This is a genomic window from Methylobacterium sp. J-092 (assembly GCF_022829325.1).
GTDB lineage: Bacteria > Pseudomonadota > Alphaproteobacteria > Rhizobiales > Beijerinckiaceae > Methylobacterium.
This window is the reverse complement of sequence record NZ_JAKSXU010000202.1, coordinates 38,341-56,428: the sequence shown is the minus strand read 5'-3', so window position 1 is coordinate 56,428 and position 18,088 is coordinate 38,341. Positions and strand designations below refer to the sequence as shown.

18 protein-coding genes are annotated in these 18,088 nt (G+C 69.8%); 10 read left to right on the top strand and 8 right to left on the bottom strand.

The window, feature by feature from the left end; genetic code table 11:
- Nucleotides 1–3: 3 nt before the first annotated feature.
- From MKK60_RS25145 to rpmG, 9 genes are all read left to right on the top strand, one after another.
- Nucleotides 4–276, top strand: coding sequence for a hypothetical protein (locus MKK60_RS25145; RefSeq protein ID WP_147727914.1), 273 nt, complete (start codon nucleotides 4–6; stop codon nucleotides 274–276).
- 869 nt (nucleotides 277–1,145) lie between these two features.
- Entirely contained in the window at nucleotides 1,146–1,490 is a 345-nt protein-coding gene (locus MKK60_RS25140) for a hypothetical protein (protein ID WP_243988943.1), read from the top strand.
- 385 nt (nucleotides 1,491–1,875) lie between these two features.
- On the top strand, nucleotides 1,876–2,511 hold the full coding sequence (locus tag MKK60_RS25135) for a VOC family protein (protein WP_243988942.1): 636 nt from the start codon (nucleotides 1,876–1,878) through the stop codon (nucleotides 2,509–2,511).
- Between the two features lie 50 nt (nucleotides 2,512–2,561).
- Nucleotides 2,562–3,140, top strand: coding sequence for an NADPH-dependent FMN reductase (locus MKK60_RS25130; RefSeq protein WP_147842851.1), 579 nt, complete (start codon nucleotides 2,562–2,564; stop codon nucleotides 3,138–3,140).
- A 78-nt stretch (nucleotides 3,141–3,218) separates the two neighbouring features.
- Complete coding sequence (locus tag MKK60_RS25125; protein ID WP_243988941.1) at nucleotides 3,219–3,557, top strand: hypothetical protein; 339 nt, start codon at nucleotides 3,219–3,221, stop codon at nucleotides 3,555–3,557.
- 260 nt (nucleotides 3,558–3,817) lie between these two features.
- On the top strand, nucleotides 3,818–6,154 hold the full coding sequence (gene rnr, locus MKK60_RS25120; RefSeq protein WP_243988940.1) for a ribonuclease R: 2,337 nt from the start codon (nucleotides 3,818–3,820) through the stop codon (nucleotides 6,152–6,154).
- A gap of 24 nt (nucleotides 6,155–6,178) precedes the next feature.
- Nucleotides 6,179–6,640 carry a DUF983 domain-containing protein gene (locus MKK60_RS25115; protein ID WP_243950693.1) on the top strand — a complete coding sequence of 154 codons (462 nt, stop codon included), beginning with the start codon at nucleotides 6,179–6,181 and terminating at the stop codon, nucleotides 6,638–6,640.
- Nucleotides 6,597–7,334, top strand: a complete 738-nt coding sequence (locus tag MKK60_RS25110) for an NUDIX hydrolase (protein WP_243988939.1) — start codon at nucleotides 6,597–6,599, stop codon at nucleotides 7,332–7,334. Before MKK60_RS25115 ends, MKK60_RS25110 begins: the two co-directional genes overlap by 44 nt.
- A gap of 147 nt (nucleotides 7,335–7,481) precedes the next feature.
- Nucleotides 7,482–7,649: a 50S ribosomal protein L33 gene (rpmG, locus tag MKK60_RS25105; RefSeq protein ID WP_147726819.1), complete on the top strand. Its 168-nt coding sequence runs from the start codon at nucleotides 7,482–7,484 to the stop codon at nucleotides 7,647–7,649.
- 84 nt (nucleotides 7,650–7,733) lie between these two features.
- On the opposite strand, the gene MKK60_RS25100 is transcribed toward rpmG, so the two are convergent.
- From MKK60_RS25100 to MKK60_RS25075, 6 genes are all read right to left on the bottom strand, one after another.
- Nucleotides 7,734–8,636 carry a LysR family transcriptional regulator gene (locus MKK60_RS25100; RefSeq protein ID WP_147726817.1) on the bottom strand — a complete coding sequence of 301 codons (903 nt, stop codon included), beginning with the start codon at nucleotides 8,634–8,636 and terminating at the stop codon, nucleotides 7,734–7,736.
- Between the two features lie 58 nt (nucleotides 8,637–8,694).
- Nucleotides 8,695–10,350: an OFA family MFS transporter gene (locus MKK60_RS25095; protein WP_147726816.1), complete on the bottom strand. Its 1,656-nt coding sequence runs from the start codon at nucleotides 10,348–10,350 to the stop codon at nucleotides 8,695–8,697.
- 142 nt (nucleotides 10,351–10,492) lie between these two features.
- On the bottom strand, nucleotides 10,493–10,786 hold the full coding sequence (locus MKK60_RS25090) for a formate dehydrogenase subunit delta (protein ID WP_147726813.1): 294 nt from the start codon (nucleotides 10,784–10,786) through the stop codon (nucleotides 10,493–10,495).
- An 88-nt stretch (nucleotides 10,787–10,874) separates the two neighbouring features.
- Nucleotides 10,875–13,736, bottom strand: coding sequence for a formate dehydrogenase subunit alpha (fdhF, locus tag MKK60_RS25085; protein ID WP_243988938.1), 2,862 nt, complete (start codon nucleotides 13,734–13,736; stop codon nucleotides 10,875–10,877).
- Between the two features lie 10 nt (nucleotides 13,737–13,746).
- Complete coding sequence (locus MKK60_RS25080; protein ID WP_243988981.1) at nucleotides 13,747–15,306, bottom strand: formate dehydrogenase beta subunit; 1,560 nt, start codon at nucleotides 15,304–15,306, stop codon at nucleotides 13,747–13,749.
- An 8-nt stretch (nucleotides 15,307–15,314) separates the two neighbouring features.
- On the bottom strand, nucleotides 15,315–15,788 hold the full coding sequence (locus tag MKK60_RS25075) for a formate dehydrogenase subunit gamma (protein WP_147726809.1): 474 nt from the start codon (nucleotides 15,786–15,788) through the stop codon (nucleotides 15,315–15,317).
- Between the two features lie 448 nt (nucleotides 15,789–16,236).
- On the opposite strand from MKK60_RS25075, the gene MKK60_RS25070 reads away from it, so the two are divergent.
- A complete protein-coding gene (locus MKK60_RS25070) occupies nucleotides 16,237–16,401 on the top strand; it encodes a hypothetical protein (RefSeq protein ID WP_243933661.1) in 165 nt (54 codons plus the stop codon).
- Between the two features lie 66 nt (nucleotides 16,402–16,467).
- Here the strand turns inward: MKK60_RS25070 and MKK60_RS25065 are convergent, their stop codons facing one another.
- Complete coding sequence (locus MKK60_RS25065; protein WP_243933663.1) at nucleotides 16,468–17,322, bottom strand: ABC transporter permease; 855 nt, start codon at nucleotides 17,320–17,322, stop codon at nucleotides 16,468–16,470.
- Between the two features lie 79 nt (nucleotides 17,323–17,401).
- A complete protein-coding gene (locus MKK60_RS25060) occupies nucleotides 17,402–18,034 on the bottom strand; it encodes a LysE family translocator (protein ID WP_243950698.1) in 633 nt (210 codons plus the stop codon).
- Between the last annotated feature and the right edge of the window lie 54 nt (nucleotides 18,035–18,088).

The window sequence follows — 18,088 nt, the reverse complement described above, 5'->3', positions numbered from 1 at the left end:
GACATGCAGGCCGCCCCGGAATTCCTGACCTTTGCCCGCTGGTACATCCAGGACATCGATCGCATCGCGCCGACGCTCGAGGAGATGTACGATTTCGGTCTCAGACGTTTTCGTGGCGAGGAACGCGTCCGCCTGCGGCAGTTCATCGACCGGGCCGTCCGCGAGGCGTCCGACGCGACGTTGGAACGGCTGTGGAATGAGACGGACGCCGACATCTACTTCCCCACCGTGCAGGATCTCCGCGCCTTCCTGGCCGGCGCCCGCGACCGGCTCTGACCAGAGAATCCGAGGGATCGGGTCCGGACGCCGCAGAGGGAAGAAGGAAGACGCCACGGCGAAGCCGCGCCTCGAACCCACGTCGGAATTCCATCGGCTCGGCCTGGGTTTCTCCAGGACCTCGACACAACCGGGAAGACGGAAGACGAGGTCTGTGACATCGTGCTCGATCCGTTCACCGGCCAGGAGCGGATCCGCCTGCAGGACTTCCTCGACGGGATCACACGCGACGACGCCTCGGATGCCGAGCTGCTGCAATTAAGGTAGCTTGTATATCAAATATAATCGCAGTGCTGGTTTTTACTTGATCCATGACCTGAATTCGGCGCGTGGCTCTTGCGTCCGAGCCGCATATCCACGGAGTGACGGGGATCGACATGCAGCTGCCACGGGAATTCGAAAAATTCTCACGCCAATTTTATTCGGGCATATTGGACGACGTTGAAACAGAAGCGGAATTAATCGATTCGGTCTTGTCCCCATTCTCAAATCCGCAACAACGTGCGCGCCTGCGTTCGTATCTCGATGAGACAACGCGGGATCATGTAGACGATAGGGAGCTGCAAGAAATCTGGTGGTCGTCGTCCGCAGACACCGTGTTTCGCGATAGCGCTGGGCTGCGCGAGTTATTGAGAAGAGCGCGAGATCGGCTCTGATATCTGGCCCGAATTCATCCTTGCGATGCGCGATCCCTCCTATAAAATCTCCATATCCCGCACGATCCGCCATCAATTGCAGATTTTGTTTTCCATTTAAAGAAGGCTGGAGTTGCTGCATCTCGATGATTGCATAGCTAAAATTCGCGAATCACACATATGAGAGCGCTGTTTATCTGCGCAATAAACGTGGTGTCGGCGGCGAGTCGAGACATGACCCGACTTCCCCGATCGGATTTCTTATCCGGGCCGCATTTCCCCCTGCAGAAGGCAGCCGAAATGAAGCTATCTGCGCAATTTTGTGATTTCAACCTGCAATTCTATCAGGATCTTCTCGACGACGTGTCGAGCGAAGAGGAAATGATCCGTACTGTCTTATCGCCTTTCAAGGATGCGGAAAAACGCGCAAGACTGAGGGAACATCTCGGCTCGATCACCGCAGACGAATTTTCAGACGAAGACTTGAGGAAACTGTGGTGGTCCTCGTCCGCCGATATCGTGTTTCACGACGGCGCCGAGCTGAGAGGTTTTCTCAAACGGGTGCGGGACAGATTGTAACGCCCGCCTCGGGAGCCGGCAGGGCAGCTCGGAACCGGCGAAGGCTGACGATGACGGGGATGCGGTAGAAGTTCCGGCAGGTCGCCGAGGCCTGAAGCGTGCCATGGAAGCATGGTGATCGTTCGACGGTGAAGAACGGATCCTTCCCCGGACCCGTCCGGGTTTCGAAAGGCCCGAGATCTTTCGCGGGTGCGGGCCAGGGCCCTGCATGATCCTCGGGGCTCGGCCCCGAGCCCCCCGCCAAAGGGATGATCCCTTTGGAATCCCCCGGTTTGTGGTTCTATGATCAGGGGGGGATCGATCGTCGTCACGGTCAATCACGCCCCCTCGGAATGCGTTGCCGGTCGCTTTGGGACCCTGATCGTTCGAATCGGCGGATCGATCCATGCTCACCCTCGACCACCTTGTCATCGTCGCACCGGATCTCGCCGCGGGCGTGGCTCATGTCCGCGACGGCCTCGGTGTCGACATGCCCGAGGGCGGGCGCCACCGCGAGCTGGCGACCCGCAACCATCTGCTGCGCCTCGGCCCGGCGACCTTCCTCGAGGTGATCGCGGTGGACGCGGCGGCCGCGCCGCCCGGCCGCCCGCGCTGGTTCGGCCTCGACGACGGCGTCCGCGTGCGGGCCGACTGGGAGGCCGGCCGGCGCCTGCGCGGCTGGGTCGCCCGCACCGGCGACCTCGACGGCCTGCTCGGGCGCCATCCCGGCCTGTTCGGCGATGCGCTGGCCGTCAGCCGCGGCGCCCTGCGCTGGCGCTTCGCCGTGCGCCGCGACGGCGCCTGGCCCGAGGACGGCGCCCTGCCCTGCCCGATGACGTGGGGCGAAGGCCCGCACCCGGCCGGCGCGATGCCCGATCTCGGCTGCCGGCTGGCCGGCCTCACCCTCACGCACCCCGATCCCGACCGGATCGCCGCCCTGTACCGGACGCTTCGGCTCGCGGACGCGCCGGCGGTTCGGGCCGGGGCGTTCGGCTACCGCGCCGAGATCGCGACGCCCCACGGCCTGCGCGTGCTATCCTGACGGGCAGCGCGATCGGCGCGTCGTTCCGGCCCCCTGCAGGAGATTGTCCCATGGCCCTCGTCTGCCCGGTGATCCTCGGCTCCGTCCGCTCGGACCGGCAGGGTCTTCGCGTCGCGCGATTCCTGATCGCCGAGCTGGTGCGGCGCGGCTGGGAGGCGCCGCTGGTCGACCCCGCCGAGCTGCAGCTGCCGCTGCTCGACCGGATGTACAAGGAGCACCCGAAGGACGAGGCGCCGCCGAAGCTCGAGGCGCTGGCGGCGCTCTACCGCCGGGCCGACGCCTTCGCCGTGGTCTCGGCCGAGTACAACCATTCGGTGCCGCCGGCCCTGTCGAACACCCTCGACCACTTCCTGGAGGAGTATTACTGGCGGCCCTCGGCGATCTGCTGCTACTCGGCCGGGCAGTACGGCGGCGTGCGCGCGGCGATGCAGCTTCGGGCGATGCTGGCCGAGCTCGGCATGCCGAGCATCCCCTCGCTGCTGCCGGTGCCGCGGGTCGGCAAGGCGCTGGACGAGGCGGGCACGGCCGCCGAGCCGTGGCTGACCAAGGCCGCCGGCAAGTTCCTCGACGAGCTGGCCTGGTACGCCGAGGCGCTGAAGGCCCAGCGGCAGAAGGGCACGCCATACTGAGCGCCGAGTGGCACCGCGATTGCCACGCGCCGGGGACCGCGGGTCGCAGGACGGGCGTGGCATCAACGAGAGCTGGGCATGAACGAGAGCGTGGAACGGGTCCGGGACGCCCTGGCCGAGCTGATCAAGGCGGCGCTGATCTCCGACGACCGGACGAGCCTCGCCTGCCGCGACGCGGCGCGGGAGAAGCTCGCGGCGCTGGCGGCCGACCCGCCGGAGGCGGGATCGCTGCGCATCGACGGCGCCTGGACCCTGGCGATCAAGGCGGCCGAGGCGCCGGAGCTCCAGCCGGCCGAGGGCCAGGTGAACCTGACCCTGCCTCGGGCCGCGCCGTTCGCCCTCGAGGACCTGATCGCGCCGGGCTTCGACGTGGACGCCGCCGTCGAGACGATCCGCAAGTCGGCCTCCACCGGCTAGAGCATCGTCCGTGATCCAGGGATCGCGGACGATGCTCTGTCCTGTCGTGAGGCCGTATCGTCTTCACGCGGGCCGGGATCCACCCCGCTTGAAAATGCTCACCGAGCGGAGACCGGCGACCGACGCCTGTCGAGGGCCGGCGGCGCCGATGTTGCTCCGGATCGGGCGCAGCACCATGTTGGGGAACAGACGCGCGGTCCTCGATCGCGATCCCCGAACAGAACCGTCGCCGCGCGCGGCGCGAGCGAGCTGAACAGCCTTTGGCCAAACGCATCAACACCCAGGCGGGGGAGCCGTCCCTCCCCTCGCGCGAGCAGATCGTCGCCTTCATCGCGCAGGCGACCGACACGGTCGGCAAGCGCGAGATCGCGCAGGCCTTCGGCATCAAGGGCGCCGACAAGATCGGCCTGAAGCGCATCCTCAAGGAGATCGAGGAGGACGGCGACATCGCCCGCGGGCGCGGCGGCCTGTCGAAGGCCGGGCGCCTGCCGCCGGTGGTGCTGGCCGACATCCGCTCGCGCGACCGCAACGGCGACTTCCTGGCGTTTCCCGCCGAGTGGGATGCCGGCAAGGGCGATGGGACGGGCGACGGGACGGGCAAGCCGCCGACCATCGTGCTCCACGCGCCGCGCGGCGGCCGCAAGCCGCGGGGCCTGACCGCCGGCATCGGCGACCGCGCCCTGCTCAGGGTCGAGCCCGACGGCGCCGACGGGCGCTACACCGGCCGCGTCGTCAAGGTGATCGGAAAGAACAAGGCCGAGATCATCGGCGTGTTCCGCGAGGGCGCCCAAGGTGGCCGCATCGTGCCGGTGGAGAAGCGCTCGCAGGGCCGCGAGATCCTGATCCCGCCCGGCGAGGAGGGCGAGGCCCGCGAGGGCGACCTCGTCAGCGTCACGCTGGAGCGCGAGACCCGCTTCGGGCTGCCGCGCGGCCGGGTGCGCGAGCGCCTCGGCTCGCTCGGCTCCGAGAAGGCGGTGAGCCTGATTGCGCTGCACCTCCACCACATCCCGCACGTGTTCGCGGAGGCGACGCTGGCCGAGGCCGACGCGGCCAAGCCCGCGACGATGAAGGGCCGCGAGGATTGGCGCGACCGCCCGCTGCTGACCATCGATCCGCCCGACGCCAAGGACCACGACGACGCGGTGATGGCGCAAGCCGACGACGACGCCGGCAACCCCGGCGGCTTCGTCGTCACCGTGGCGATCGCCGACGTCGCGGCCTACGTCCGCCCCGGCTCGGCCCTCGACCGCGAGGCGCTGGAGCGCGGCAACTCGGTCTACTTCCCCGACCGGGTCGTGCCGATGCTGCCCGAGCGCATCTCCAACGACCTGTGCTCGCTCCGCGAGGGCGAGGACCGCCCGGCGCTGGCGGTGCGGATGGTGGTCGCCGCCGACGGGACGAAGCGCAAGCACACGTTCCACCGGGTGATGATGCGCTCGCGCGCCAAGCTCTCCTACGCCCAGGCGCAGGCCGCCATCGACGGGCACGGCGACGACGCCGCGAATGCGCTGCTCGACACGGCGCTCCGCCCGCTCTGGGCCGCCTACGCGGCGCTCCGCGAGGCGCGCGACCGGCGCGGCCCGCTGGCGCTCGACCTGCCGGAGCGCAAGGTGCTGCTGACCCCGGACGGCGCGGTCGACCGGGTGATCGTGCCGGAGCGCCTCGACGCGCACCGGCTGATCGAGGAGTTCATGATCCAGGCCAACGTCGCGGCGGCCGAGACGCTCGAGGGCGCGCGCCAGGTGCTGATCTACCGGGTGCACGACGAGCCGGCGATCGAGAAGATGCGCGCGCTCGGCGAGGTGCTCGCCTCGGTCGGCGTCAAGCTGCCGAAGGAGGGCGCGCTCCGGCCGGCCCTGTTCAACCGCATCCTCGCGGCGGTGGCCGAGACCGAGCACGCGCTGTTCATCAACGAGGTGGTGCTGCGCAGCCAGGCCCAGGCCGTCTACGGCTCGGAGAATCTCGGGCATTTCGGGCTGAACCTGCGCCGCTACGCCCACTTCACCTCGCCGATCCGGCGCTACGCCGACCTCATCGTCCACCGGGCGCTGATCGCTGCCGGGCGCATGGGCTCGGACGGGCTCTCGCCGGACGTGACGGCCGCCGACCTCGCGCAGGTCGGCGAGCAGATCTCGGCGGCCGAGCGCCGGGCCATGGCGGCCGAGCGCGAGACCATCGACCGGCTGATCGCCCACCACCTCGCCGACCGGGTCGGTGCGACCTTCCACGGCCAGATCGCCGGCGTGACGCGGGCCGGGCTGTTCATCAAGCTGGCCGATACCGGCGCGGACGGCTTCGTGCCGATCTCGACGCTGGGCGCCGACTACTTCCGCCACGAGGAGGGCCGCCACGCGCTAGTCGGCGAGCGCACCGGCGAGACCTTCCGGCTGGGCGACAAGGTCGAGGTGAAGCTCGTCGAGGCCGCCCCCGTCGCCGGCGCGCTGCGCTTCGAGCTTTTGTCGGAAGGGCGCACCCGGGCGGGAACCAAGGCCTCCGGCACCCAGGCGCCCGGCGGCCGCGCCTTCAAGGCCGCCCCGAGCGGCCGCCCCGCCGGCATCCGCAACGCGGGCACGCGTCACCGCGGCTCGCGCCGATGAGGCGGCAGGGTGTATGGTGACGGCATGATGCGCGAGCCCCCCACCCGTACCGGCCTGGTCCGCTCGATGGCGCGGGGCTTCGTCGGCCGCTGCCCGCATTGCGGGGAGGGCCGGATCTTCGGGCGCTACCTCAAGGTCCGGCCCGAATGCGACGCGTGCGGGCTCGAGCTGCACCATCACCGCGCCGACGACCTGCCGCCCTACCTGGTGATCTTCGTGGTCGCCCACGTGATCGGCTACCTGATCCTCGAATCGGAGCTGAACTACGACGTGCCGCTCTGGGTCTCGCTCAGCGTCTGGCCGGTGGTGACGCTGGCGCTGGCGCTCGGGCTGCTCCAGCCGGTGAAGGGCGCGGTGGTCGGGCTGCAATACGCGCTTGGCATGCACGGCTTCGCCACGCTACCGGGAGCTAAGCCCGACGCGGGGCCGGAGGACGCGCACCTTGACCGACCCGGCCTCGACGGCGCGTCCCCCCTCCGGCCCTAAGCCGAAACCGTCCGCGGCCTTGCGCCCGCGCGACGCCGCGACGCTGATCGTGCTCGACCGCCGCACCCGCGCGCCGAAGGTGCTGATGGGGCGGCGCAACGCCGGCCTCGCCTTCATGCCGGGCAAGTTCGTGTTTCCCGGCGGGCGGATCGAGGCGAGCGACAGGCGCATGCCGGTGGCCGGCGCGCTGCCCGACTACGCCGAGGCCGCGCTGACCCGGCAGGTGGCGCGCCCGCCCCACCATCTCGGCCGCGCGCTGGCGCTCGCCGCCATCCGCGAGACCTTCGAGGAGACCGGCCTGCTCGTCGGCACCCGCGAATACGGGCCGCCGGAGGAGGTGCCGGCCGGCTGGGAGGCCTTCGCCGCCTACGGCGTGCTGCCGGACCTCGAGGCGCTGCACTTCGTCGCCCGCGCGATCACGCCGCCGAAGCGCGTGCGCCGCTTCGACACCCGCTTCTTCACGGTCGACCGCCGCGCCATCGCCGCCGAGGAGCCGGGCCGGGTCTCGGAGGCGTCGGAACTCACCGAGCTCGCGTGGTTCACCTTCGCCGCCGCACGCAAGCTCGACCTGCCGACCATCACCGGCATGATCCTCGACGAGCTGGAAGCCCAGGTCGCGGTCGACTTCGCGCCCTACCGCCCGATCCCGTTCCACGCCGAGCGCCGCGGCCGGCGCGAGCGCACGGTGCTGTAGGGCTCGGGCCGCGGGGCGCCCGAGCGGGTCCCCACCTTGACGGCCCCGGCCCGATCGGGCATTCACCCGCCGGTATTCGGCCGGCCACGCCCGGCCCTTTTGCGTTTCGCGCTTGCGGAATGCCGCGAAGCCCCAGGAGCGCCCGCCATGGCCAAGGCCGTCACCGTCAAGATCAAGCTCGTCTCCACCGCCGACACGGGCTACTTCTACGTCACCAAGAAGAACTCCCGCACGCAGACCGAGAAGCTGACGCAGCGCAAGTACGACCCGGTCGTGCGCAAGCACGTCGACTTCAAGGAGTCGAAGATCAAGTAAGCGTTTCGGTCCGGCAGCCCGGATCGGACGACGAGGCCGCCCCTGACCGGGGCGGCCTTTTTCGTGCACGCCGGTGCAGCGCTCCTACAGGTCCGGCGCGTCGAGCGTCTTCGCCAATGTCCGCGCGATGGCGACCAGCGCCGTGATCATCGGGGTGGAGGGCTCGCGCCGCGGCGCCACCAGGCCGATCGTGTGCTCCAGCTCCGGCGCGACGATCGGGATCGCGCGCACACCGACCATCGGCCCGAGGGCGTCGGCGAGGATCGCCGGCATCACGCTCGCCCACTTGAGCGTGCGGACATGGGTCATCAGCACGATCATCGAGTTCGATTCGAGCGAGGCCGAGGGCTCGCCGCCCGCGTCGCGGATCTGCTGGTCGATGATGCGCCGGTTCTGCATGTTCGGCGTGAGCAGGCACAGCGGCAGGCGGCCGATCTCGGCCCAGGTCACCGAGGCGCGCGCGTCGAAGGCGCCGCCTTCCGCGGTCAGCAGCCGGTAGCGCTCGCGGTAGAGCGGCACCGAGATCACCCGGCCGAGCGGCTCGTTGTCGAGGTAGGTCAGGCCGGCATCGGCCTCCAGGTTCTCGATCAACGAGAAGATGTCGGCCGAGGTGGTCGATTCCACCGTCAGCCGCACGTCGGGGTGCTTCTCGCGGTAGGGCGTGGTGAGGTTGGCCACCATCGGCAGCGCGGTCGGGATCGCGGCGATGCGCAGGTGCCCGGTGAGGCCGCGGCGCAGGCCCGCCACGTCCTCGTGCATGGCGCGGCTGTCGGCGACGATGCGCCGGCCCCATTCGAGCACGCGCTCGCCCTCCGGGGTGAAGCCCTGGAAGCGCGAGCCGCGCCGCACCAGCTGCACCCCGAAGCGGTTCTCGAGCTGCTTCACCCCCGCCGACAGGGTCTGCTGGGTGACGCCGCAGGTCTCGGCGGCGCGCCCGAAATGCTGCTCCCGCGAGAGCGCGAGCAGGAAGTCGAGCTTGTCGATCATGGCACCCTCCCCGGCGGCGTGCCGGGAAGGCTATACCCATTCGGCCGGCCGCGCCCGCTCAGCGGAACAGGATCAGCGCCTTGGCCAGCGTCGTCCACACGCCCCAGGCGATCGGGATGCCGACGACGGCCCAGGCGGCGAGCGCCGCCAGGCCGAAGCCGCCGCGGCCGATGCCGAAGGAGCCCGAGGGGATCGTCCCCGCCGCGCCCCGGCTGTTCAGCGCCGCCACGTCGGCGTCCGACATGAACCACTTGGCCTTGAGCGGGCGCACCAGCAGGTTGGCGACGAAGCCGAGCGCCAGCATGCCGGCGAGGATGTACATGGTGCCGTCGTAGAGGCGCGAGCCGGCGACGCCGGCATCGACCTGCGCCTGGCGGATGTAGTTGACCACCACCGGCCCGACGATGCCGGCCGTCGACCACGCAGTGAGCAGCCGCCCGTGGATCGCGCCGACGAACTGCGTGCCGAAGATGTCGGCGAGATAGGCCGGCACCGTGGCGAAGCCGCCGCCGTACATCGACAGGATGACGCAGAATGCGAGCACGAACAGCGCCTGCGAGCCGGCGGCGGCGAAGGACGGCGCGCCGGCATAGAGCGCGATGCCGAGCGCGAAGAAGATCGCGTAGGTGGTCTTGCGCCCGAGCTTGTCCGACATCGAGGCCCAGAAGAAGCGGCCGCCGATGTTGAACAGCGACAGCAGCCCGACGAAGCCCGCCGCGATCGCGGCGACCTGCGCCTTCTGGCCGGCCTCGAGGGCGGAAAAGCCGACATCCGGCGCGCCGACGAGGCGGCCGCCGAAGATCTCCTGCAGCATCGGCGAGGCGATGCCGATGACGCCGATCCCGGCCGAGACGTTGAGGCACAGCACCGCCCAGATCAGCCAGAACTGCGCGGTCTTGTGCGCGTCGTCGAGGTGGACCTGGCCGTTGGTGATCATCCCCGCCTTGGCCGGCGCCGGGCTCCAGCCCTCGGGCTTCCAGCCGGCCGGCGGCACGCGGTAGCCGAGCGCGCCGGCCATCATGAACACGAAGTAGCCGGCGGCCATCACCAGGAAGGTCTGCCACACGCCGACCGAGGTCGGCGACTTGAACGCGTCCATCAGCATCGCCGCCAGCGGCGAGCCGATCAGCGCGCCGCCGCCGAACCCCATGATCGCCATGCCGGTGGCCATGCCGCGCCGGTCCGGGAACCACTTGATCAGGGTCGAGACCGGCGAAATGTAGCCGAGCCCGAGGCCGATGCCGCCGATCACGCCCGAGCCGAGCCACATCATCCAGAGCTGATGGGTGACGATGCCCAGCGCCGAGATCGCCATGCCGCCGCACCAGCACAAAGCCGCGGCGATGCCGGCCTTGCGCGGCCCCGCCCGCTCGAGCCAGCCGCCGAACACCGCGGCCGAGGCCCCGAGGAAAACGAAGAACAGGGTGTACATCCAGCCGAGATCGGCCACCCGCCAGTCGCAGGTGGTGGTCACCAGCGCGGTCGCCAGCGACATGTCCGGGCAGGCCTTCGACGCGGTGATGCCGAGGGCGCGCGAGAGCGGCAGCCAGAACACCGAGAAGCCGTAGGCCATGCCGATGCAGAGGTGGATCGCCAGGGCCGCCGGCGGCACGAGCCAGCGGTTGAACCCGGGTTTCGCGACGATGTATTCGCGCGACAACCAGGATGTCGGCCGCTCGCGCAGCAAGGTGACGTCGGCGGTCCGTGCGGTCATCGGTGAGGTTCCCCCGAAGCGGCCCTGTTGAGCGGGCCGTCAATCGAGGTGAATTCTAAGGATTGAATTCAAGCGCGACTATGCGCGGATGTCGACGAGTCGGACGTTTCATCCGTCCGATCATGACAAAACCGCGTCGGCGTCAACCGGCGTCGCTCGCACCTTCGCCGAGCTTCTGCGGATCGCGGGTAGCGGACCGTACCGGGCTCTCGGCCTCGGTCCGGCCCTCGCGCATCGCGCGGACCACGAGTGGGTCGACCCGCTCGCCCATCGCCGGCAGGCAGGCCTCGAGGCTCGCGAGCATCTTCGGGGTCCAGAACGCGACCACGTGCTTGTGGATGCCGGTCACCGCCTCGTCATCCGGGTAGGACCGGAAGAAGGACGCGATCTGGTTGGCCATCCGCACCAGCTTCTCGTCGCTCGTCAGCGCGCTCATCGAAAACCTTTGCTTGCCTGCGTTGCCGAACGATGCGCGAGCAGCGCGTGTCCCTCCCCCCGCAGAGGGGGGAGGGAAAGGCCTGCCGCTACTCCGCCGCGTCGAGCTGCTGCGCGATGCGGGTGAGCGAGAAGTCCTCCTCGTAGAACTTCGCCTGCCAGTCCGACGGGCGGTTGGTGCGCCGGACCTGCACCGCCGTGACCTTGTACTCGGGGCAGTTGGTCGCCCAGTCCGAGAAGTCCGTCGTGATGACGTTCGCGCCGGTCTTGGCGTGATGGAAGGTGGTGTAGACCACGCCCGGCTGCATCCGCTCGGTGATGCGCGCCTTGAGCGCGATGTCGCCGGACCGGCTCTCCAGCGAGACCAGGTCGCCGTCGACCACGCCGCGGACCTCGGCGTCGAACGGGTGGATCTCCAGCACGTCCTCCTCGTGCCAGCGCGAGTTCTCGGTGCGCCGGGTCTGCGCGCCGACATTGTACTGCGACAGGATCCGGCCGGTGGTGAGGATGAGCGGGAACTTCGCCCCCGTGCGCTCCTCGGTGGCCACGAACTCGGTGATCATGAACCGACCGAGGCCGCGCACGAACCGGTCGACGTGCATCATCGGCGTGCCCATCGGCGCCTTGTCGTTGCAGGGCCACTGCACCGAGCCGAGCTCGTCGAGCTTGGCGAAGGAGACGCCGGCGAAGCTCGGCGTCAGCGCCGCGATCTCGTCCATGATCTCCGACGGATGGCTGTAGTCCATCTCGTAGCCCAGCGCCTTGGAGAGCAGGATCGTGCCCTCCCAGTCGCCGTAGCCGCCCATCGGCGGCATCACCTTGCGCACGCGCGAGATCCGGCGCTCGGCGTTGGTGAAGGTGCCGTCCTTCTCCAGGAACGAGGCGCCCGGCAGGAAGACGTGGGCGTACTTGGCGGTCTCGTTCAGGAACAGGTCCTGGATGACGATGCACTCCATCGCCATCAGGCCGGACGTGACGTGGTGGGTGTCCGGGTCCGACTGGGCGATGTCCTCGCCCTGGATGTACATGCCCTTGAAGGCGCCATCGACGGCCTCGTCGAGCATGTTGGTGATGCGCAGGCCCGGCGCGTTGTCGAGCTTGGCCCCCCAGAGCGCCTCGAAGCTCTCGCGGGTGGCGTCGTCCGAGACGTGGCGGTAGCCCGGCAGCTCGTGCGGGAACGAGCCCATGTCGCAGGAGCCCTGGACGTTGTTCTGGCCGCGCAGCGGGTTCACGCCGGCGCCGAGCTTGCCGATGTTGCCGGTGGCCATGGCGATGTTGGCCATGCCCATCACCATGGTCGAGCCCTGGCTGTGCTCGGTGACGCCGAGGCCGTAGTAGATGCCGGCGTTGCCGCCGGTGGCGTAGAGCCGGGCGGCGGCGCGCAGCTCAACGGGGTCGATGCCGGTGTATTGCGCCTGCGCCTCCGGCGAGTGGCGCTCGTCGGCGATGAAGCGGGCCCAGGACTCGAACTCGGCGAGGTCGCAGCGCTCGCGCACGTAGGCCTCGTCGATCAGCCCCTCGGTGACGATCACGTGCGCCATCGAGTTGATGAAGGCGACGTTGGAGCCGGGCTTCAGCGGCAGGTGGTGCGTCGCCTTGATGTGGGGCGACTTCACCAGGTCGATCTTGCGCGGGTCGGCGACGATGAGCTTGGCGCCCTGGCGCAGGCGCCGCTTCATCCGCGAGCCGAAGACCGGGTGGCCGTCGGTCGGGTTGGCGCCGATCACCAGGATCACGTCGGACTGCTCGACCGACTTGAAGTCCTGCGTGCCGGCCGAGGTGCCGAGCGTCGACATCAGGCCGTAGCCGGTCGGCGAGTGGCAGACGCGGGCGCAGGTGTCGACGTTGTTGTTGCCGAAGGCGGCGCGCACCAGCTTCTGGACGAGGTAGGCCTCCTCGTTGGTGCAGCGCGACGAGGTGATGCCGCCGACCGAGTCCCGGCCGTAGGTCGCCTGGATGCGCTTGAACTCGGAGGCCGCGCGGCCGATCGCCTCCTCCCACGACACCTCGCGCCACGGATCCGTGATCTTCTCGCGGATCATCGGCTTGGTGATGCGGTCCTTGTGGGTGGCGTAGCCGTAGGCGAAGCGGCCCTTGACGCAGCTGTGGCCCTCGTTGGCCTTGCCGCCCTTGTAGGGCACCATGCGGATGATCTTGGTGCCCTGCATCTCCGCCTTGAACGAGCAGCCGACGCCGCAATAGGCGCAGGTCGTGACCTCCGAATGCTCGGGCTGGCCGTGCTCGTGGATCGACTTCTCCTGGAGCGTCGCGGTCGGGCAGGCCTGCACGCAGGCGCCGCAGGACACGCACTCGGATTCCATGAAGTTGGTGTTGCCGGCCGCCACGCGGCTGTCGAAGCCGCGGCCCTCGATGGTGAGCGCGAAGGTGCCCTGCACCTCCTCGCAGGCGCGGACGCAGCGGTTGCAGACGATGCACTTCGATGGATCGTAGGTGAAGTACGGGTTCGACTCGTCCTTCGGCAGGTACTTCTCGGCGGTGGGCACGACGTGGTTGTCGCCGTCGTAGCCGTAGCGCACGTCGCGCAGGCCCACGATCCCGGCCATGTCCTGCAGCTCGCAGTCGCCGTTGGCGGCGCAGGTCAGGCAGGTCAGCGGGTGGTCGGAGATGTAGAGCTCCATCACGCCCTTGCGGAGCTTGGCGAGCTTGTTGGTCTGCGTCCGCACCACCATGCCGTTCTCGGCCGGCGTGGTGCAGGAGGCCGGCGTGCCGCGCCGCCCCTCGATCTCCACGAGGCAGAGGCGGCAGGAGCCGAACGGCTCCAGCGAGTCCGTCGCGCACAGCTTCGGGATCTGCGTGCCCGCCGTCATCGCGGCGGCCATCACAGACGTTCCGGCCGGGACGGTGACGTCCATGCCGTCGATGCTCAGCGTCACCGTCTGATCGCTGACGCGGATCGGGGTGCCGTAGTCGATCTCTTTGATGAGGGCCATGGACGCCTCCCTATTCCGCCGCGACGGGCAGGTCGCCCGCGCGCGAAAAGTCTTCGGGGAAATGGGTGATCGCGCTCATCACGGGCATCGGCGTGAGCCCGCCCATGGCGCAGAGCGAACCGTCGGTCATGACCTCGCAGAGGTCGGCGATGACGGTGAGGTTCTTCTCCGGGCTGATCCCGGCGATGACCTTGTCCATCGTCTCGACGCCGCGGGTCGCGCCGATGCGGCACGGGGTGCACTTGCCGCAGGATTCCGTGGCGCAGAACTCGAAGGCGAAGCGGGCCTGCTTCGCCATGTCGACGGTGTCGTCGAACACGACGATGCCGCCGTGGCCGACGAGACCCTTGTTGGCCGCCATCGCCTCGTAATCGAGGGGCGTGTCGAGCAGGTGATCGGGGAAATAGGCCCCGAGCGGGCCGCCGACCTGCACCGCGCGGACCGGCCGGCCGGAGAAGGTGCCGCCGCCGTAGCCCTCGATCACCTCGCGCAGCGTGATGCCGAAGGCGGTCTCGATCAGGCCGCCGTGCTTCACGTTGCCGGCGAGCTGGATCGGCAGGGTGCCGAGCGAGCGGCCCATGCCGTAATCGGCGTAGGCCTTGGCGCCGTGCTCCAGCATCCAGGGCGTCGCCGTGAAGGTCATCACGTTGTTGACGAGCGTCGGCTGGCCGAGGAAGCCCTTCAGCGCCGGGATCGGCGGCTTGGCGCGGACGATGCCGCGCTTGCCCTCGAGGCTCTCCAGCAACGAGGTCTCCTCGCCGCAGATGTAGGCGCCGGCGCCGAGCCGGACCTCGAGGTGGAAGCTCTTGCCCGAGCCCATCACGTCGTCGCCGAGGACGCCCGCCGCGATGCCGTTGGCGATGGCCTCCTTCAGCGTCGCGAAGGCCTGCGGGTACTCGGAGCGCAGGTAGATGTAACCCCGCGTGGCGCCGACGGCGACGGCGGCGATGGTCATGCCCTCGATGAGGTTGAAGGGGTCGCCCTCCATCATCATCCGGTCGGCGAAGGTGCCGGAATCGCCCTCGTCGGCGTTGCAGACCACGTATTTCTGGTGCGACTGCGCCAGCATCACCGTGTTCCACTTGATGCCGGCGGGAAAGCCGGCGCCGCCGCGGCCGCGCAGGCCGGATTCGCGGACCTCGCCGACGGTGCCCTCGGGGCCGAGCCGCAACGCGGCCTCGAGGCCGCGATAGCCGCCATGGGCCTTGTAGTCGTCGACCGAGACCGGATCGATCACGCCGCATCGGTGGAAGGTGAGCCGCTGCTGGCGGGCCAGGAACGGGATCGCCTCCGGGTCGCCGAGGCGGAGCGGGTGGTCGCCGCCCTCCGCCAGGCCGGCATCGAGGAGCGCGTCGACGTCGGCGGGCGTCACCGGGCCGTAGGCGACGCGGCCCGCGGGGGTCGCGACCTCGATCATCGGCTCGAGCCAGAACAGGCCGCGCGAGCCGGTGCGGACGATCGACACGTCGAGGCCGCGGCGCTCGGCGCCGGAGAACAGCGCGCGGGCGACGCGGTTGGCGCCGAGGCCGAGGGCCACGGCGTCGCGGGGGACGTAGAGGGTGATGCTCATGGGGGTGCTCATGCGCGCGCCTCGCTGAGGGCCGCGTCGAGGCTGTCGGCGGTGAGGCGTGCGATCGGCTCGCCGTCCACCAGCGCCGCTGGGGCGTTGGAGCACAGGCCAAGGCAGTAGACCGGCTCGACCGTCGCGTTCCCGTCGGCGGTGGTGCCGTGCCAGCCGGTGCCGAGGCGCGACAGGATCTCGGCGTGCAGCCGGTCCGAGCCCATGGCCTGGCAGGCCTCGGCGCGGCACAGCTTCACCGCGTGCCGGCCGGTCGGGTGGGCGCGGAAGTCGTGGTAGAAGGTGATGCAGCCGTGGACCTCGGCCCGCGACAGGTTGAGCGCATCGGCGATCAGCGGCACCGCGCCGGCATCGACGTAGCCGAAGGTCTCCTGCAGCGCGTGCAGGATCGGAAGGGTGGCGCCTTCCAGGTGACGGTGCTCGGCGATGATCCCGGAAGCGCGCTGCGCATCCCAGGGCTCGAAACGCGGCATGATTTCCTGCCCAGATTGTTCCCGTTCTAAGTGGCGACTGGAACAGAAATGCCGATTGCATTCAATCGTGCAGATCGGTCGCTCGACAAAGGTCTTCTGTCGAAATCGAGGGTCCGGCCCTCTGCTTCCCTACGGACGAACCCGCGAGCGCGGCATTTTCAACGCGTCCGATTTGTCATGCTGCACCGCAACAGAACGGAGCGTCGGAGCGCACGTCATGCTGCCGTGCAATAAACTACCGGTTCGCATTCCGGCCTCAACCCTCGGATGGTTCGGCCCGCGTTCGTCTGCAACCATCGACGGGCACACCGAAACTTTCTTTTCGCCGGCATGAAACCCTGGACCAAAGCACGACTTGACAAGCCCTAAGGGCAGTCTTGGAGCTGTCCGTCAGGCTTACGACGGCGCTGGCAACGGGATGAATAGGGCGTCGAAGGTGACGAATTCCATGGTCAAGAGCGATCTCCACCCGCCGCATTCCGGGCCCGGGTCCGATCCGGTGCTCTACGGGGTGGCCGCCGGGCTCGCCGAGCTGTTCCCGCCGGTGACGGCGCACCCGCGCCCGGTCCACGATCGCGACCGGGCCGAGACCGACGAGCCCGACCAGGACTGAGGCGACGCGCCCCGAGCGCGAAACCCGACGCGTCTTCCGTCGGAGCGCGTCCCGCGGCGATCGTGATCAGAGCGCGTCCCGCGCCGTGTCCTGCCAGCGCACCAGCGGGGTCGTGAGCGCGACCAGCAAAGCGTCGGCGAGCTTGCCCGCCACCGCGAAGGCGATGATCGCGGCGAGGATCTGCTCGGGCTTGGAGAATTGCTGGCCGTCGATCAGCAGGTAGCCGAGACCTTCGGACGCCCCCATCAGCTCGGCCGCGACCACGAACAGGAAGCCGAGCCCGAGGCCGGTGCGCAAGGCCGTGACGGTGGCCGGCAGCACCGCGGGCAGCAGGATGCGCCGCACCTGCGCCGCCCGCGACAGCCGGAAGATCCGCCCGACCTCGACGAGCTTGCGGTCGACCGAGGCGATGGCGCCCGCGACCCCGACATAGACGGGGAAGAACACCCCGACCGCGATCAGCATCACCTTCGGCGTCTCGAGGATGCCGAACCACAGGATGAACAGCGGCACCCAGGCGAGCGACGGCACCGCGCGCAACGCCTGCAGGCTCGGGTCGACGAGCCGGCGCAGGGTCGGCAGGGTCGCGGTCAGCGCGCCCGCGACGATCCCCGCCGCCGCGCCGAGCGCGAAGCCGAGGCCGACGCGCACCAGCGTCGCGGAGACGTGCATCCACAGGTCGCCCGAGCGGGCGAGCTCCCACAGCGTCGCCGCGATCCGGCTCGGCGGCGGCAGCAGCCGCCCCTGCGCCAGGCCGGCACGGACCGCCGCCTCCCAGCCCAGCGCCAGCGCCAGCGGAAGCAGGAGGCCGAGGCCGGCCCGGCCCAAGCGCGGGGAGACCGCGCGTCCGGCCCGTGGAGCGGCGCTTGGCGCGAGGTTGGAAGCGGCGTTCGCCGCCGGAGCGGCCGCGGGTCCGGTCATCGGGCGTCGAGCTCGGAAAGGTGTGGCATCGGACCGTCGGGAGCTGGAGGGTCGGCGGCCCAATAGCACCGCCGCGGGCTCAGCGCCGCGCCTCGGTCGCCATCCGCACCGCGAGGCCGGCGAGCACGGTGCCCATCAGCCAGCGCTGCGCCACCATCCAGGCCGGGCGCCCGCCGAAAAAGGCGGCCACCGACCCGGCGGTGACGGCGAGCAGCGCGTTCACGCCGACGCTGATCCCGGTCTGCACCGACCCCAGCACCAGCGATTGCACCAGCACGCTGCCGTGCCCCGGCGTGATGAACTGCGGCAGCAGCGACAGGTACATCACCGCGATCTTCGGGTTGAGAAGGTTCGTCAGGAACCCCATCGCGAACAGCCGCCGCGGCCCGTCGGGCGGCAGCATCCGCGGCTGGAACGGCGAGCGCCCGCCCGGCCGCACCGCCTGCCAGGCCAGCCACATCAGGTAGAGCGCGCCGGAAAGGCGCAGGGCGTCGTAGGCGAAGGGCACGGCGAGCAGCAGCGCGGTGATGCCGAAGGCCGCCGCCAGCATGTAGACGAGATACCCCGCCGCGACCCCGCCGAGCGAGACCAGCCCGGCGCCCGCCCCCTGCGAGAGCGAGCGCGAGACCAGGTAGACCATGTTCGGCCCCGGCGTCAGCACCATGCCGAGGGAGACCAGCGCGAAGCCGAGGAGGTTCGTGATCTCGGGCATGCCTCCGGTCGCTCCTGCTGTGTGCGTCGACCGAACCGTGGGCATATCGCGGCG

Bases quoted from the DNA above. Each gene is read 5' to 3' on its own strand.
- MKK60_RS25145 (WP_147727914.1), top strand. From the start codon at position 4: ATGCAGGCCGCCCCGGAATTCCTGACCTTTGCCCGCTGGTACATCCAG.
- MKK60_RS25140 (WP_243988943.1), top strand. From the start codon at position 1,146: ATGACCCGACTTCCCCGATCGGATTTCTTATCCGGGCCGCATTTCCCC.
- MKK60_RS25135 (WP_243988942.1), top strand. From the start codon at position 1,876: ATGCTCACCCTCGACCACCTTGTCATCGTCGCACCGGATCTCGCCGCG.
- MKK60_RS25130 (WP_147842851.1), top strand. From the start codon at position 2,562: ATGGCCCTCGTCTGCCCGGTGATCCTCGGCTCCGTCCGCTCGGACCGG.
- MKK60_RS25125 (WP_243988941.1), top strand. From the start codon at position 3,219: ATGAACGAGAGCGTGGAACGGGTCCGGGACGCCCTGGCCGAGCTGATC.
- MKK60_RS25115 (WP_243950693.1), top strand. From the start codon at position 6,179: ATGATGCGCGAGCCCCCCACCCGTACCGGCCTGGTCCGCTCGATGGCG.
- rpmG (WP_147726819.1), top strand. From the start codon at position 7,482: ATGGCCAAGGCCGTCACCGTCAAGATCAAGCTCGTCTCCACCGCCGAC.
- MKK60_RS25100 (WP_147726817.1), bottom strand. From the start codon at position 8,636: ATGATCGACAAGCTCGACTTCCTGCTCGCGCTCTCGCGGGAGCAGCAT.
- MKK60_RS25095 (WP_147726816.1), bottom strand. From the start codon at position 10,350: ATGACCGCACGGACCGCCGACGTCACCTTGCTGCGCGAGCGGCCGACA.
- MKK60_RS25090 (WP_147726813.1), bottom strand. From the start codon at position 10,786: ATGAGCGCGCTGACGAGCGACGAGAAGCTGGTGCGGATGGCCAACCAG.
- fdhF (WP_243988938.1), bottom strand. From the start codon at position 13,736: ATGGCCCTCATCAAAGAGATCGACTACGGCACCCCGATCCGCGTCAGC.
- MKK60_RS25080 (WP_243988981.1), bottom strand. From the start codon at position 15,306: ATGAGCATCACCCTCTACGTCCCCCGCGACGCCGTGGCCCTCGGCCTC.
- MKK60_RS25075 (WP_147726809.1), bottom strand. From the start codon at position 15,788: ATGCCGCGTTTCGAGCCCTGGGATGCGCAGCGCGCTTCCGGGATCATC.
- MKK60_RS25070 (WP_243933661.1), top strand. From the start codon at position 16,237: ATGGTCAAGAGCGATCTCCACCCGCCGCATTCCGGGCCCGGGTCCGAT.
- MKK60_RS25065 (WP_243933663.1), bottom strand. From the start codon at position 17,322: ATGACCGGACCCGCGGCCGCTCCGGCGGCGAACGCCGCTTCCAACCTC.
- MKK60_RS25060 (WP_243950698.1), bottom strand. From the start codon at position 18,034: ATGCCCGAGATCACGAACCTCCTCGGCTTCGCGCTGGTCTCCCTCGGC.